Source organism: Croceicoccus estronivorus, assembly GCF_001625325.1.
GTDB lineage: Bacteria > Pseudomonadota > Alphaproteobacteria > Sphingomonadales > Sphingomonadaceae > Caenibius > Caenibius estronivorus.
Map to the genome: position 1 here is coordinate 371263 of NZ_JRQQ01000001.1, position 15815 is coordinate 387077.

Genomic DNA, 15815 nt, shown 5'->3' on the forward strand with positions numbered 1-15815 from the left:
CCATGATCGTCCCGACTGCCCGCACTGCGACACTTGCCGCTCTCGCCGCGCCTATCGCGCTGGTCGTCGCAGCACTCGCGCCCGGTGCATGGGTTCTGGTTCCTGCAGCCGGGGCGGCTTTGCTTGTTCTTGTCCTGCTGGACGGGCTGGCAGCAGGCAGACTTGAAGATATCCGGCTTGCCTTTCCTCCCGACACAGAAGTGGGTGAGCCACTGGCAATCACGCTGCTGGCAGACATTGCCGGACGGCGTGGCGGCGGTGCCCCTCAGGGCGCGCTGCAATTCGATCCACGGCTGGCCGAGGGCGGCAGGGCGGAATTGGCTCTTGCCGCCGACACGGTGGGCGGTGTGTGGCGCGGCAGCGTAACGCTACGCCCCAACCGACGGGGTACCGGTACGCTCGAACAACTCTGGTTGCGCTGGCCCGGTCCCCTGGGTCTCGCCCATCGGCAAGTCTCCCGCACATTGGACGATAGCGTGAGAGTATGGCCCGATCTGTCTCCGGTGCGTTCGCCCGCACTCCAGACTTTTCTCCGCGATGCGCAATTCGGGCTGATCGCGCGGCGCATCCGCGGCGAAGGCAGCCAGTTCGAATCGCTCGCGGAGTATGAGCCCGGCATGGACCGGCGCAGAATCGACTGGAAGACGAGCGCCCGCCAGACCCGCCTGTTCGCCCGAGAATTCGAAAGCGAGCGGAACAACCCGATAATATTCGCATTCGATTGCGGCCAGGCGATGTGCGAACCCATTGATGGCCTGCCCCGCATCGACCGCGCGGTTTCCGCCGCACTTACCGCTGCCTATGTTGCCCTGAAGGGGGGCGACCGTGTGGCCTTGTTCGGCTTCGCGCGCCACGTCGAACTGGCGACACCGTTCGTTACGGATGCGCGCGCCTTCCACCGCCTGCAAAGTGCGGCTGCCGGACTGGATTACCATGCGGAGGAACCCAACTTCACGCTGGCGCTCGCGACATTGGCAGCACGCCTCCAGCGGCGATCCATGATCGTGCTGTTTTCCGATTTCTCGGACCCGACCAGTGCCGAACTGATGATCGAAAGCGTCGGGCGCCTGGTACAACGCCATGTCGTGTTGTTCGTGACCATGGAAGATGCCGAACTCAACGCCATGGCCGCAGGCGATCCGGAAGATCTTGGCAAGCTGGCAATCGCCGTCACGGCCGATACGCTGGCCCGCCAGCGCGCGCTGGTCCTGCAGCGATTGAGGCAGTTGGGCGTGGACGTCATCGAAGCGCCGTGGGACCGGATCGGATACCGGTTGATCGACCGCTATCTCGATATCAAACGGGCGGGAGCCATCGGATGAAGGCCCCGACCCTGTCCTCCCTGTTCGGCCGCCGCGAAGTGGCGCCACCACCGGACATCGCCGCCGCAGCCCTCCGTTCCGACCGGTTCCGGCTGGAACGTGAGAACGAATGGAGACGATTGGAAGAGATCGTTTCCCGCATGGAATCCGGCCGCCTGCGCAAGCTGTCGGACGAAGACGTACTGGCCCTGCCCGCCCTGTACCGCACTGCCGCGTCCAGCCTTTCAATCGCCCGCGAGACGACGCTGGATGCCGCCACGCTGGCCTACCTGGAAGGACTGGTGCAGCGTGCATGGTTCCAGGTCTATGGCCCGCGCACATCGTTTGTCGGCTGGCTGCGCGGCTTTCTGGGCGGGGAATGGAGCGCCAGCGTGCGCGCCATGGGGCCTGATGTGCTGATCGCGCTCGCGGCCATGATAGCGGGCACGATCGTCGGCTGGCTGCTCGTTTCCAGCGACAGCCAGTGGTATCACGCCCTCGTTCCGCCCGGCATGGCGGGCGATCGCAGCCCTGGCGCATCACCGGAGGCATTGCGCGCCACCTTGTTCGGCGAACAGCAGGGCACCACTGGGTTATCCGCCTTCGCAGCGTACCTCTTCAGTAATAACGCGCAGGTTTCCATCCTTGCCTTTGCGCTCGGTTTCGCTTTCGGCGTGCCTTCGATCCTGCTGTTGATTCACAACATGGCACTGCTGGGGGCAATGCTATGGCTCTATCACGATGCCGGGCTGACGCTGGACCTGATTGCGTGGTTGAGCGTCCATGGCACGACCGAGTTATTCGCCATCCTGCTCGCGGGTGGCGCTGGCATCCACATTGGGCGGGCGATGGCCTTTCCCGGCAATCGCTCGATCATGACTGCCGCGGCAGAGAGCGGCCGGCGAGCTGCGCAGGTAATGACCGGCGTGGTCCTGATGTTGATTGTCGCCGCCTTCCTCGAAGGTTTCGCCCGGCAGCTCATCAATGAAACACCGGGCCGGCTGATCGTCGGATCATTCATGCTGGTTCTGTGGCTGACCTACTTCTACGCATTCGGCAGACGCACGAAGGACAGCGGGGACTGACCATGGCAAGCTCCTCCTACATTGCCCAGCAGGTGAAACGGCGTCGTGAACTGCTGACGCCGGAAGGGCTGAGCCTGCCGCTCACCGTGGCCGGGCGCGGGTCTCGGGCCGCGGCGCTGATCGTCGATTACATCATTATCAACTTCATCCTGTTCGCCACTACGATCCTGCTGCTCTATCTCGCATTCGGCGTACTGGGCATGAAGGAGGGCGCGGGGCCGGGGCAGTTATTCGGCACGTTGGAATTCCTCGCGGTGATCTGGCTGATCGCGATGTTCCTGTTCCGCTATGGCTACTTTCTCTATTTCGAATTGGGTCCACGCGGCGCCACTCCCGGCAAGCGGCTGTCGGGAATCCGCATTGCCGCGCGCGATGGCGGGCGGCTGACGGCAGAGGCCGTGATTGCACGCAATCTCTTGCGCGACATCGAACTGTTCATGCCGATCGTGTTCATCGCGGGCGCACAGGAAGGCGAAGGAGGGTTGGCCGGCCTTGCCGCCGCAGCCTGGTTCGCGGTGTTCCTCCTCTTCCCATTTTTCAACAAGGATGCCATGCGCGCGGGCGACCTGATCGCCGGAACATGGGTGGTCGAAGCACCGAAACGAAAGCTGGCCGAAACGCTATCCCTGTCTGCCGGGGCCCGTGGCCCATCTCAGGAAACCGGTGCCACATACCGGTTCAGCGATGCGGAACTGGCGGTTTACGGCGAATACGAGTTGCAGACGTTGGAGCGCGTTCTGCGTGAAGGAAAATCCGAAGCATTGGTGGCCGTGGCAGAAACGATCTGCGCCAAAATTGGCTGGACCGGCGGCCAGGGCGACGAACGCGCTTTCCTCGAAGCCTATTACACCCAGCTCAGGGCAAGGCTGGAACGCGACATGCGCTTCGGCAAGCGGAAAGCCGACAAGCATTCCTGATAGCCCGACCGATTTCCGAGGATACTGGATAGCGAGGTATCGGGAAGCTATTCCTTTAATGGAACCCTGACGGGATTCACCCCTGGCTTTCATCCTTGGCTGGATCCCGCCGTTCCGCCCATTGGAGCAATGCATCGAGAGCGGGACAAAGCGACTGGCCCCAGTTCGTCAATCCATATTCCACCTTGGGCGGCACCTGATGGTGGACGATGCGCGTCACGATGCCGTCTTTTTCCATCTGACGTAGCTGTTGAATGAGCATTTTCTGGGAAATTGCCGGAATGGCTCGTTCAAGTTCCGAAAAACGCAGCAATTTTCCGCCAAAAAGATGAAACAGGATTACGAGTTTCCAACGGCCTTCCAACATGCGGATCGCCTCTTCCACACCTTCAGCGGCAGAAAGCGGTGTATGCTCCATCAGCGCGTCACCTTACCTGTAGGTAAGTACCCAACTGTTTCGTGCGTTCTTGTCATCCAGGGGAGTTAGGCCGATGTGGATTTCCACGCAACACGCCGCATCCCTTTGCGTTTGAGGAGATACCCGATGCCAGACCTTCCTCCGGCAATCGCCGCATATTATGCCGCCGACCACAGTGCATCCCCGGAAGCATTGGGCGCTTTCTTTGCCGCCGACGCACATGTCCATGATGAGCGGCACGATCATGTCGGGCTCGACGCGATCAGTACTTGGCGGCGGGATACCTATGCCCGAACCCCTTATACCGCCCGTCCGCTGGAAATGTTCGAACGCGATGGCGCGATCGTCGTTCGCGCAGAAGTGTCGGGGTCATTCCCGAACAGCCCCATCATTCTCGACCACACGTTCACACTCATCGATGGCCTTATCGCGTCGCTCGATATTCGCTGAGAAGTGGCCCCGAAAGTTCAGGCCCCTTTAGTCCCGAGATTGCGCATACGCTCCAACCAGCGCAAACGCCGGCGGGCACTGGCGTCTATCGATCCGATGATCGAATGCCGTACGGGTTTGAAGCCCACGAATTGCAGGAAATTGCGTTCCAGGCTTTTGACGCTGTGGGCCCGGTAAACGAACCGATACAAAGGCGACGGCATACCCATTGTCACCACGACACGGGCGGATCTGCCCTTCAACAGCTTCTTGGGAAAACCTTTATCCGTATAACTGAAGGCAAAGCCGGGTCGGGCGACCTGCTCGAAAAAGCCTTTGAGCAAGGCGGGCAGATCGCCCAGCCACAACGGATAGAAAATCACGACATGGTCTGCCCAACGCAGCGCCTCCTGCGCCTCGGCTATATCCGGCGGAACCTCGCCTTTCTGCCATTCCTCAGGTGATCGCAGAATGGGGAAATTCAACTTCGCGACCGCAATGCGTTTCAATTCGTAGGCGGTTGCCGCCCCCTCCGCGTAGGCATCGGCCGCAGCATGAATGAAATGCCCTCCATCTGGATCGGGATGCCCGTCAATAATCAGGATTCTGGTCATCGAAACCCCCAGGCGAACGCCGGGCCGCAACTATCGCCAGCGTCAATTCACAACCATTTCCACCTGCGGAAGAGGTATAGCTGGAAGAGCAAAATTCCGCCACACAGACCCACCACGATCCAGAATGCCCGTTCGTCACTGACACCGGGTATTCCACCGACATTTATACCCAGCAGACCGGTCACGAACCCCAGCGGGAGAAAGATCGCCGCGACGATAGTCAACAGGTAACTGGTCTGTTCCGATCGGGCGAGCGCCTTGCCCCGCAACTCATCCATCAGGACGACAGCGCTCTCCTTGCTGATGTCGAGATCGTCGAGATAACGGCGCAAACGGTCGATCGTTTCGGCGATCTCTCTCCGATCGTGTTCCTCGAACCAGTCCGGCGCGTCGCGCGAAATGCGCTCCAACGCCTCATGCTGCGGGGACATATGCCGCTTCAGGGCAAGGCAATTCCGCCGGATGGTGCCGATCTTTGCCAGCATGTCTTCCGCGTTGCCGTCGTCGTCATCCTCTTCAAGCTGGTCGATATGATCGTTCATGTCGACGATGGAACGGTTCATGTGCGCAATCATGTGTTCAATCAGCGCGGTGATCAGCGCCCCTGCATCGCCAGGTCCACGGCCTGCATCGATGTCGGCCAGCACGATGCGGGGAGTCTGTAACGGATGCCGCCGCAGAGTGACGACGCGCCGCCCATCCGACCACAACTGCATGGAAACCATGTCTTCCGGTTCGGCTTCCGGGTTGAAATTGATGCCCCGTAACGTAGCGACAAGCGCTTCTTGCTCTCGAAAGGCACGTGGGCGTGTATCGTCGCTGGTCAGCAATTCTGCTGTCGGTTCGGGAACCTCAAGGCCCTGCTCAAGCCATTCGGCAACACCAGGATGGAAACGGACGAGGTGCACCCACAGGATTTCGTTCGGCCCCTGCGGCTGCCATCCGCGTGCCTCCTCCCAATCGACGGCACGGCCGCCACCTCGGCCGTCGAGCACCCGTCCAAACAACAGGAATCCGTCTTCCGTTCCAGTATCAAGGCCAGTGGCATCCCGCATTACACCCCTCTCATGCCGCAATTCACCCACGCTGTCATTGCTCCTTCGCACAGGCCGGACTATATGCGCGACCATGTCTCCCATAAGACCTTGGCGCACTATCGAGCGGCGGACCTGCCGCCAGATCATGGTCGGCTCCGTACCGGTGGGCGGCGATGCGCCGATCACGGTCCAGACGATGACCAATACCCCGACATCCGATGCTGGCGCGACCATCGATCAGATCCGCCGTTGCGAAGATGCGGGTGCGGACCTGATCCGCGTTTCCTGCCCTGACGAGGATAGCACGTCCGCTTTCCGTGAAATCGCCAGAGCAGCGCAGGTTCCGCTGATCGCCGACATCCATTTCCACTACAAGCGCGCGCTGGAAGCTGCGGATGCTGGCGCGGCCTGCCTGCGCATCAATCCCGGCAATATCGGCTCGTCGGCTCGCGTGGCCGAAGTGGTCCGCGCAGCCAAGGCCAATGGCTGCGCGATCCGTATCGGCGTCAATGCGGGCAGCCTGGAAAAGGATTTGCTGGAAAAATACGGCGAGCCTTGCCCCGAAGCGTTGGTCGAAAGTGCGCTTGATCATATCAAGCTGCTGCAGGACCACGATTTCCACGAATACAAAGTAGCCGTGAAGGCAAGCGACGTGTTCCTCGCGGTCGCCGCGTATCAGGGGCTGGCCGACGCGGTGGATTGCCCTCTCCACCTCGGCATTACCGAAGCTGGCGGCCTGATCGGCGGGACCGTTAAAAGCGCCATCGGCATCGGCAATCTGCTGTGGGCCGGAATCGGGGATACGATCCGCGTTTCGCTCTCCGCCGAACCGGAAGAAGAAGTGCGTGTCGGCTTCGAAATCCTGAAATCGCTCGGCCTGCGGACACGCGGTGTGAGAGTGGTGAGTTGTCCGTCCTGCGCCCGACAGGGCTTTGACGTGATCCGCACCGTCTCCGCACTGGAAGAACGGTTGCAGCATATCAAAACCCCGCTGTCCCTGTCCGTTCTGGGCTGCGTCGTGAACGGTCCGGGCGAAGCGCGTGAGACCGACATCGGCATCACCGGAGGGGGCAACGGCAAGCATATGGTCTACCTGTCCGGGGTGACCGATCACCACGTGCAAAGCGACGCCATGCTGGATCACATCGTGGCTCTCGTGGAACGAAAAGCCGCAGAAATCGAAGCAGAAACCACCGACGCAGGAAAGGTGACCGAGGCGGCGGGTTAGGCTCGGAGCATGCCAACGCGCCACGGCTTGCCGCCGACTCATCTCCTGCTTGCCATCGCCATCATGGCGGTGTGGGGCACCAATTTCGTCGTCATCAAGCTGGCGTTGGCGCATCTCGCACCGTTGACTTTCGCCCTGTTGCGCTTCTTTTTCGTCTTCGTCCCGCTCGCATTCTTCATACCGCGCCCGCAAGTCGCCTGGAGCGACCTTGCCGCTTACGGCATTCTGATCGGCGCAGGCCAGTTCGGCATATTGTTCACCGCCATGCGGAGCGACATTACACCGGGGCTCGCCTCCTTGGTGATACAGACCCAGGTATTCTTCACCATAGGCCTTTCAATGTGGCTGAACGGCGAAAAGGTGGCGCCATATCAAATTGGCGCTCTGTTGCTGGCCACTGCGGGCTTGCTGACGATCATGGCCCACACGGATGGCAGCGCCACGCCACTGGGTCTCGGTCTCGTGCTTGTCGCCGCCTTGAGCTGGGCATTGGGCAATATCGCAGTGCGCAGGGCCCAGCCCGAGAACATGCTTTCCTATGTCGTCTGGTCCGCTCTGTTCTCCGTACCGCCTCTCGCCGGTTTCGCTCTCGTGATCGAAGGGCCGGAACGCATGGCCAGCGGAATCGCCGCAGCCGATAGCTGGACCTGGGCCGCAGTGGCGTGGCAATCCATCGGCAACACCATGTTCGGTTATGTCGCCTGGGGATGGCTGCTCAACCGCCACCCGTCCGCCACAGTCGCACCCCTGGCATTGCTGGTACCGGTCTTTGGCCTCGGGGCATCGGCCCTGTTCCTCAATGAGCCGCTCCAGCTTTGGAAGCTCGTTGCTTTCCTGCTGGTCATGGCTGGCCTTTCACTCGGCATGTTCTGGCCGCGCATTCGCCAAGGGTGGATTCGATGACCATCCATGTCCGGCCCGCGACGCGCGAAGACATGCCCATGATTGCATCGTTCATTCGCGAACTGGCGGAGTACGAACGCTTGTCTCATGCCGTTCGTTTCGACGAACAGGTGATGGCGCTGCACTTGTTCGGCCCTAACCCCGCAGCCGAAGTCCTGATCGGTGAATATCGCGATGAGGCCCAGGGCTTTGCCCTGTTTTTTCCCACTTTCTCGACTTTCGAAGGCAAGCCCGGAATCTGGCTGGAGGATCTCTATGTCAGGCCCTCGGCCCGCGGAGCCGGGCTCGGCAAGGCATTGCTGCACCAGATCGCGAAAACCGCACTGAAACGCGGCTGCGCCCGGTTTGAATGGTCGGTATTGGAATGGAACGAACCGGCACTGGGTTTCTACCGTTCGCTTGGTACGGTCATGCAGGACGATTGGCGATTCATGCGGCTCGAGGGTGAAGCGCTTTCGCAGCTTGGCGCGTCGGTGCCTGACCGGAACGCATAGCGATGAGCGTGGGACTGAAGCAGAACGCAACCCCTGCTTAACCAATCGGCTTAACGGAGAAAGGGGCACAAGCGATTACCATGTTGGCCATGCTGACCCGACATCTGCCCTATCGCTTGCGCAACCGCATCGACATGGGCCGCCATGACCGCGCGATACGGTCGATTCTCGACACGCCCCCGATTCATCCATCGGATGACGGCGTAGTGTTGTTTTCGATGATTGGCACCGCAGTGGTCTTGCCTTACCTGGTCGCAGTCAAATCGCTGTGGCGGCAGTTGCAGCGGGGCCGGGTTGTCCTGCTTGACGATGGAACACTGACGCCAAGCGACAAAGCCGTCCTGGCCCGGCATTGCGGCGATCCGGAAATCATTCCCATCGGTTCGATCGAAACGGGAGAATTCCCTCAAGGCGGTTGCTGGGAACGCTTTCTCACCATCCTTGATCGGCGTCAGGGCGAGTATTGGATACAGCTTGATAGCGATACGGTTACGCTGGGGCCCGTACCCGAAGTCATGCAAGCGATCGCCATGAATCGCAGCTTCACAATGCTGGGCGGTGAAGATGGCTCCATTGGGGCATTGCCATTGGCGGAATTTGCCGAACGGCTCTATCCCGCCGGGCCGGAAAGCGGCCATATCCAGGCACGAATAGAATCCCGCATGGGCGAAATGCGACAAGACACCGATTGGCGCTATATCCGGGGTTGCGCCGGTTTTACGGGCTTTGCCGCAGGTGGTACAGGCCGCCCGCTGGCGGCTGCCTTCCTTGCCGAAATGACGCGACTGGTCGGCGAGAGGGAGGCGGTCACATGGGGAACGGAGCAGATCGCATCCAATTTTCACATCGCCAATGAACCAGCACCCATTCTGTTACCCGCGGATCGCTACCTCAACTATTGGGGCGAACCCTGGAGCGGAGATGCCTGTTTCGTGCATTTTGTTGGCACTCACCGCTACGACAACAATGCCTATGCCGAGGAAAGCGGCAAAGCCATTGCCACACTTCAGGCACCTGCCACGAACATCGCCGCCTGAAGGGTTGCCAGCCTCTGGAAAAGGGGCGCCAAACCGGCTATATTGATTACGTTATGCCAGTCAGAACAAACCGGCGAACGTTCCTCAAATCAGCCACCGCCGTGGCAGGCGGGATGCTGTTGCCTGGCAAGGTGTTCGCTCAAGCCTTCTCGATCAGTGAACGTGATCGCGCTCTGCTGGCTATCGCGAAACGTGAGACAGAGCGGGCAGGCAGTATCCTGTGGCGTACGGATATTGCGGGTATTGCCGACTACGGCCTGGAATCGTCCCTGCCCCGCTTCCACTTCGCCAATCTTGAAAATGGAACCGTGCGCAGCTTCCTTGTCGCCCACGGCAAGGGTTCGGATCCGGATCATACCGGTTATCTTGAACATTTTTCCAACGTGGTTGGTTCCAATGCCACGAGCCGTGGCGCCTACGTCACCTGGGAATGGTACACAGGGAAATATGGCACTTCGATCCGGCTGGGTGGCCTGGATTCCGACAATTCAAACGCGCTCGACCGGGCCATCGTCATGCATTCGGCCGAATATGCCAGCCCGGAACATGTCGAAAAATGGGGCAAGCTGGGCCGTTCCAACGGCTGCTTCGCCATGTCTCCGCAGAATTTCAATGAAGCCCTGTGGCATCTTTCGGGCGGACGCCTGCTCTATGCCGACAAGCTCGGGCTGGCCTGATCTTTCCGACAGTGTAGCGCCGAAATAGTGCCTAATTCGGCGCCAGTCCCATCACGTCTGTAAATCATCGACGATTTCAACCACTTCCTCGTCCGTGCGGCGCGCCCGGTTTGCCTTTCGTGGTTGTTCAAAGCTCTTCAACACCGGGGCATCGCGATCATAGAGATCAGCGAACGTCGACAACTTTCCGTCGATATCCTGCGCCATGGTGAAATAGGTAATATAAACCGGAACCTGCTTGGTCATCGGCACACGTGTGTATTCACGCGACTTGGAAATCGCCACCGCTTCGTCCGCCGACGCACCGCCACCGATAATTGCCATGGTGATAGCCATTTCAAGCGCTCGTTCGGTCCGGATGCAGCCGTGGCTGAGTGCCCGGTTATCCTGCTGGAACAGGTTGCGGCTAGGCGTGTCGTGCAGGAAAATGGCATGTGGATTCGGCATGTCGAGTTTCACCAGACCCAACGAATTGTTCGGGCCCGGCTGCTGTACAACGCTGACATAACCATCCGCGCCACGCGTAACCTTGTATCCCTTGGCCCGGGCCGAGGCCGGGTTGGCCAGCAACCGCGCGCCCAACCCTTCGCCTTTCACAATCGACTGCGGCACCGTCCAGGTAGGATTGAAAATCACCCCTTCGACCATCTCCGCCAATTGTGGTGTGGCAGTCCTGCCCGGCTTGCCGACAATAGTGCGATATGTACGCACGATCTTGTCGTTTACGGTCAACCGCAACTGCATTTCCGGCACATTTGTGATGAGGTACTGATTACCCAGATCGCGCGCGAGCCACCGCCAGCGGTCCATATTGGCGCGGATCAGAGCGCGGCGCTCCTTATCCGTCTCCGGCGTTACCGCAAGTTCCTGCTTAAGGCGGGCATAATCGGGATGAGTCGGATTCAGTCCGGCGAGCACACCGGCCACATCATGCGTTTCCAGTGCATTGGCCATCAAGGTGCCGGTTGGCATACGATCGGCATCCGGATCTTCGACAAACCACTGACGGCGCGCGTCCATGGGTGTACGCCCATCGCGCAGATCCTCTGCCAGCCACGCGAAGGTCTTGCTGGCTGCCTGATCGAGTGCCTCCCCCTTCCCTTGGGCGATGGCGTCTCGCAACGCAGGCAGGGCATAATCGGACGGGCTCAGCCCCTCTTCCCCGATTTTCTCTGCCACCGCCAGTAACGCCTGCGCGTCAGCCACAGTCCATTGCTGCACCAGCGGCTGCCGTACCGGCAATGGTTGGACAACCGGGCCCACTGTCGGGGATGCCTGAGGAGCAGGGTTTGGAACCGGCTCAGAAGAAGCGGGCTCGGGCAGGATACTCTCCGGCCCGGGAGATTCCTGCGCATTCAGGGCCATGGGAACTGCGAGCAGAAGCCCGCCAAGCAGAATGGACCGCTTAGTCATCGTCATCCTTAATAAAGCCCCGATTGTGCATGGTTACGCACGAACCGCCGGGAGGTTCCGCGTTGGTGTCATACGATTGCCCATTTCTCCCCCCATCATCAAGCATCGGGAATGACTGGTCGCTGAATGTTGGGGATGACGAAGGTTCATGACAGGCTTAAGCCACCCATTCCTTATGCAACGCCATCATCCCCATATGCCGTTTCTGGTCACTGCCGCGGCCGTAGCGCTCTTTTCGTTGATGGATGCGTTGATGAAACATGCCTCCATCGCAATCGGCGCCTACAGCGCGTTGTTGCTCCGTTCGATCATCGGCACTGCGATCATGGTCCCGTTGTGGCGTATGCGAGGGGGTAACTGGCCAGCCCCCGGCCATTTGCGCATTCATATTCTTCGCGCATTGGTCAGCGGTGGCATGGCACTGCTGTTCTTCCACGCGCTCACCCTCCTGCCCATGGCCGAAGCTGTCGCGCTGTCATTCATTTCCCCGTTGTTCGCTCTCTATCTGGCAGCAGTCATGCTGGGTGAACGAATCAGCGGCAAGGCGGTAATGGCGTCGGCGCTCGGTCTTGGCGGCGTCATCCTGATCAGCATGGTCCGGTTCCAGAGCGATGTCCCAAGTGGCCAGTCGCTGGAAGGGATCGCCGCAGTACTCGTTTCCGCCGGTCTCTATGCGTGGAATCTCGTACTTCAGCGCCAGATCGCCCAAATTGCCCCTCCGGCTGATATCGCCCTTTCCCAGCACGCGATCACGGCGCTCGTCCTGCTGCTGTTCGCGCCCTGGCTGGCAGTCGCACCTGCAACGAGCGAACTGACCATACTCTTTCTCGCAGCGATCCTTGCCACCATATCGCTCCTGCTGATGGCTTGGTCGTACGCACGGGCAGAGGCGCAAGCCCTGGTACCTGTCGAATACAGCGGCTTTCTGTGGGCAGCACTGTTTGGGTGGCTGTTTTTTGCCGAAAACGTAGAGATTCCCACTCTGGTCGGCGGCGCTTTGATCGTGGTCGGCTGCTGGATCGCCGCGCCGCGCAGCGAGCCCGAACAGATGGCAGCCTAACGCGCGGCCACAGCCGCGCTATCGGCTGCCTGCGCGGTTCCATTGCCTGCGAAGCCGATAGCAGCGCCGAAGCAGGCAATGGTGGCGAAAACAGCCGCCATCACGCCAGCCCGCAAGCCGCGCGACGAAGGCGGAGCAGACAGTTCTCGATTTTGCATGGATGCGATCTCCTCACCGATCTTTCCGGAATATGCTGGTCAGGTGCCTGCCGACCCCGTTTATCCAACCCCCTTCTACGACCAAGGTTCCACGCCTGAGCCCTTGATTTTCACGGCCAGAACGCGCAAGCGCGCTGCATTGCAATATCGGGCAATACTCCGCCCTCCAGCAACAATCGCGCAACACGCCGGTGCTTGGGGGTGGCAGCTGTAGATCTGGAAAGGGCAACAAGAGATATGACGCAGGTCGGCAAGGACACACTTGGCACCCGCAGCACCATGAATGTCGGGGGCAAGGAATACGCCTACTACTCGCTCGCCAAGGCGGCTGAGAAGATCGGTGACGTTTCGCGGCTCCCTTTCTCCATGAAAGTGCTGCTCGAAAACCTCCTCCGGTTCGAGGATGGCGGTTTCACCGTTTCGACGGATGACATTCAGGCAATTGCCGACTGGCAGAAAAATCCCACAACCGGCGCGGAAATCCAGTACCGTCCTGCTCGCGTGCTGTTGCAGGACTTCACCGGCGTTCCTTGCGTCGTCGATCTTGCCGCGATGCGCGACGCGATCGCCAAACTTGGCGGCGACACCAGCAAGATCAATCCCCAGGTTCCGGTCAACCTCGTCATCGACCACTCGGTAATGGTGGATGAATTCGGTCACCCCAAGGCGTTCGAACATAACGTCGAGATCGAATATCACCGTAACGCCGAACGGTACGACTTCCTCAAATGGGGGTCGAAGTCGCTCGACAATTTCTACGCCGTGCCCCCGGGGACCGGCATCTGCCACCAGGTGAACCTCGAAAACATCGCGCAGACCGTTTGGACAAGCACGGACGGCAGCGGTGCAAACGTCGCCTATCCCGATACTTGCGTCGGCACTGACAGCCACACCACCATGGTCAACGGCCTCGGCGTGCTTGGCTGGGGCGTGGGCGGCATCGAAGCAGAAGCGGCGATGCTCGGCCAGCCAGTCTCGATGCTGATCCCCGAAGTCGTCGGCTTCAAGCTGACCGGCAAACTGGCCGAAGGCGTGACCGCCACCGACCTCGTCTTGACCGCAACGCAAATGCTGCGTGCGCATGGCGTGGTTGGCCGCTTCGTCGAATATTATGGCCCGGGCCTTGCAACGCTGAGCCTTGCCGACCGCGCGACGCTCGCCAACATGGCACCGGAATATGGCGCCACCTGCGGCTTCTTCGGCATCGATGAAAAGACGCTTGACTATCTCAGCCTGACCGGCCGCGACGAAGACCAGATCGCTCTGGTCGAAGCCTATGCCAAGCAGCAGGGTTTCTGGCTCGACCCGAACGGGCCCGATCCGGTCTTCTCCAGCACGCTGGAACTCGACATGGGAACGGTTACGCCGTCGCTTGCCGGCCCCAAGCGCCCGCAGGACAAGGTCGTGCTCGAAAACGTCGATGACGTGTTCAACAAGGATCTGGCCGATCTCTACAAGCACGAAGGCTTCAAACGCGTGCCGGTAGAAGGCAAGAGCCACGACATCGGCGACGGCGACGTCGTGATTGCGGCGATCACGAGTTGCACGAACACGTCGAACCCGGGCGTGATGGTTGCCGCCGGTCTGGTCGCCAAGAAGGCGAACGCGCTCGGCCTCAAGCCGAAGCCCTGGGTCAAGACCAGTCTTGCCCCCGGATCGCAGGTCGTGACCGACTATCTCAAGAAAGCGGGTCTGCAGGACGATCTCGACGCTATCGGCTTCGATCTGGTGGGTTACGGTTGCACCACCTGCATCGGCAACTCCGGCCCGCTGGCGGAACCGATCAGCAAGGCTATCAACGGTAATGACATCGTCGCTGCCTCCGTCCTCTCCGGCAATCGCAATTTCGAAGGCCGCGTCAGCCCCGATGTGCGCGCGAATTTCCTCGCAAGCCCGCCGCTGGTCGTCGCCTACGCATTGAAGGGCACGGTGACGGAAGATTTCACCACCACCCCGATCGGGCAGGGCAAGGACGGCAAGGATGTGTTCCTGAAGGATATCTGGCCCACCAACGAGGAAGTTTCCTCGACGATGGCCAGTTGCATCGACCGGGATATGTTCAAGGCCCGTTATGCCGACGTCTACAAGGGCGATGAGCATTGGCAGGCAATCGACGTGACCGGTTCGGAAACGTACAGCTGGCGCGCCGGCTCCACTTACGTCGCCAATCCGCCCTACTTCGAAGGCATGGAAATGACTCCGGCTCCAGTCAGCGACATCGTCGATGCCAAGCCGCTGGCAATTCTGGGCGATTCGATCACGACCGACCACATTTCACCCGCCGGTTCGATCAAGGCGGACAGCCCCGCCGGCCAGTGGCTGATGGAACATCAGGTCGCCAAGGAAGACTTCAACTCCTACGGTTCGCGCCGGGGCCATCATGAAGTCATGATGCGCGGCACGTTCGCCAATATCCGCATCAAGAACGAAATGGTGCCGGGTATCGAAGGCGGCATGAGCCGCTATGGCGAGGAAGTCCTGCCGATCTACGACGTCGCCATGAAGCACAAGGCCAATGGCACCCCGCTGGTTGTCGTGGCCGGCAAGGAATACGGCACCGGTTCCAGCCGCGACTGGGCAGCCAAGGGCACCAACCTTCTGGGCGTACGTGCCGTGATCGTCGAAAGCTTCGAGCGTATTCACCGCTCGAACCTGGTTGGCATGGGCGTTCTGCCATTGCAGTTCAAGGGAGGCGACACGCGCCAGAGCCTGGGCCTCACCGGTGACGACAGCTTCACTATCAAGGGCGTAGCGACACTTCAGCCGCGTCAGGACGTAGAAGTGGAAGTGACCCGTCAGGACAGGTCCAGCTTCACTTTCACCGCCCTCTGCCGCATCGATACCGCCAATGAAGTCGAATACTTCATGAATGGCGGCATCCTGCAATACGTGCTTCGCAAGCTGGCTGCATAAGCAGAAAGCCTGGTCTGAAAACGGAAAGGCCCCGCCAATGTGCGGGGCCTTTTCTTTATTGGCGTGCCACGGGCATGCAAACACTTCGGCAATGCTGGCAGCAGCATTGCCTCTCTGAATAAAGAAAAGGG

16 protein-coding genes are annotated in these 15815 nt (G+C 60.3%); 11 read left to right on the plus strand and 5 right to left on the minus strand.

Annotation, left to right across the window (positions count from 1 at the left end):
* Positions 1-2 precede the first annotated feature (2 nt).
* Genes MB02_RS01870 through MB02_RS01880 form a run of 3 tightly spaced genes read left to right on the plus strand, consistent with a single transcriptional unit; the run spans position 3 to position 3303 of the window.
* On the plus strand, positions 3-1322 hold the full coding sequence (locus MB02_RS01870) for a DUF58 domain-containing protein (protein ID WP_067531668.1): 1320 nt from the start codon (positions 3-5) through the stop codon (positions 1320-1322).
* Positions 1319-2386, plus strand: a complete 1068-nt coding sequence (locus MB02_RS01875; protein ID WP_082825901.1) for a stage II sporulation protein M — start codon at positions 1319-1321, stop codon at positions 2384-2386. Before MB02_RS01870 ends, MB02_RS01875 begins: the two co-directional genes overlap by 4 nt.
* Positions 2387-2388: 2 nt before the next feature.
* Positions 2389-3303: an RDD family protein gene (locus MB02_RS01880; protein WP_067531670.1), complete on the plus strand. Its 915-nt coding sequence runs from the start codon at positions 2389-2391 to the stop codon at positions 3301-3303.
* 76 nt (positions 3304-3379) lie between these two features.
* Here the strand turns inward: MB02_RS01880 and MB02_RS01885 are convergent, their stop codons facing one another.
* The gene (locus MB02_RS01885) at positions 3380-3721 is read right to left on the minus strand and encodes a winged helix-turn-helix transcriptional regulator (protein ID WP_067531672.1); all 342 of its coding nucleotides are present in this window, start codon (positions 3719-3721) and stop codon (positions 3380-3382) included.
* A gap of 126 nt (positions 3722-3847) precedes the next feature.
* On the opposite strand from MB02_RS01885, the gene MB02_RS01890 reads away from it, so the two are divergent.
* On the plus strand, positions 3848-4171 hold the full coding sequence (locus MB02_RS01890) for a nuclear transport factor 2 family protein (protein WP_067531674.1): 324 nt from the start codon (positions 3848-3850) through the stop codon (positions 4169-4171).
* Positions 4172-4188: 17 nt separating this feature from the next.
* Here the strand turns inward: MB02_RS01890 and MB02_RS01895 are convergent, their stop codons facing one another.
* Positions 4189-4764, minus strand: coding sequence for an NAD(P)H-dependent oxidoreductase (locus MB02_RS01895; RefSeq protein WP_067531676.1), 576 nt, complete (start codon positions 4762-4764; stop codon positions 4189-4191).
* A gap of 47 nt (positions 4765-4811) precedes the next feature.
* Positions 4812-5819, minus strand: a complete 1008-nt coding sequence (locus MB02_RS01900) for a zinc transporter ZntB (protein WP_067531678.1) — start codon at positions 5817-5819, stop codon at positions 4812-4814.
* A 73-nt stretch (positions 5820-5892) separates the two neighbouring features.
* On the opposite strand from MB02_RS01900, the gene ispG reads away from it, so the two are divergent.
* The 5 genes from ispG to MB02_RS01925 all read left to right on the plus strand — a co-directional run bounded on the left by ispG (position 5893) and on the right by MB02_RS01925 (position 10140).
* A complete protein-coding gene (ispG, locus tag MB02_RS01905; protein ID WP_067531680.1) occupies positions 5893-7029 on the plus strand; it encodes a flavodoxin-dependent (E)-4-hydroxy-3-methylbut-2-enyl-diphosphate synthase in 1137 nt (378 codons plus the stop codon).
* A 9-nt stretch (positions 7030-7038) separates the two neighbouring features.
* A complete protein-coding gene (locus MB02_RS01910) occupies positions 7039-7932 on the plus strand; it encodes an EamA family transporter (RefSeq protein ID WP_067531682.1) in 894 nt (297 codons plus the stop codon).
* A complete protein-coding gene (locus MB02_RS01915; protein WP_067531684.1) occupies positions 7929-8426 on the plus strand; it encodes a GNAT family N-acetyltransferase in 498 nt (165 codons plus the stop codon). The genes MB02_RS01910 and MB02_RS01915 overlap by 4 nt, the downstream gene beginning before the upstream one ends.
* An 80-nt stretch (positions 8427-8506) precedes the next feature.
* Positions 8507-9463: a hypothetical protein gene (locus tag MB02_RS01920; RefSeq protein WP_067531686.1), complete on the plus strand. Its 957-nt coding sequence runs from the start codon at positions 8507-8509 to the stop codon at positions 9461-9463.
* Between the two features lie 53 nt (positions 9464-9516).
* Positions 9517-10140: a murein L,D-transpeptidase catalytic domain-containing protein gene (locus tag MB02_RS01925; RefSeq protein ID WP_067531687.1), complete on the plus strand. Its 624-nt coding sequence runs from the start codon at positions 9517-9519 to the stop codon at positions 10138-10140.
* 51 nt (positions 10141-10191) lie between these two features.
* Here MB02_RS01925 and MB02_RS01930 read toward each other — a convergent pair whose 3' ends face one another.
* Entirely contained in the window at positions 10192-11553 is a 1362-nt protein-coding gene (locus tag MB02_RS01930) for a L,D-transpeptidase family protein (protein WP_067532308.1), read from the minus strand.
* Between the two features lie 148 nt (positions 11554-11701).
* On the opposite strand from MB02_RS01930, the gene MB02_RS01935 reads away from it, so the two are divergent.
* The gene (locus MB02_RS01935) at positions 11702-12613 is read left to right on the plus strand and encodes a DMT family transporter (RefSeq protein WP_235829390.1); all 912 of its coding nucleotides are present in this window, start codon (positions 11702-11704) and stop codon (positions 12611-12613) included.
* Here the strand turns inward: MB02_RS01935 and MB02_RS17575 are convergent.
* Positions 12610-12771: a hypothetical protein gene (locus MB02_RS17575; protein ID WP_156495379.1), complete on the minus strand. Its 162-nt coding sequence runs from the start codon at positions 12769-12771 to the stop codon at positions 12610-12612. The two genes, MB02_RS01935 and MB02_RS17575, sit on opposite strands and share 4 nt — an antisense overlap.
* 237 nt (positions 12772-13008) lie before the next feature.
* On the opposite strand from MB02_RS17575, the gene acnA reads away from it, so the two are divergent.
* Positions 13009-15684 (plus strand): aconitate hydratase AcnA, encoded by a 2676-nt coding sequence (gene acnA, locus MB02_RS01945; protein ID WP_067531693.1) that lies wholly within the window; start codon positions 13009-13011, stop codon positions 15682-15684.
* Positions 15685-15815 lie beyond the last annotated feature (131 nt).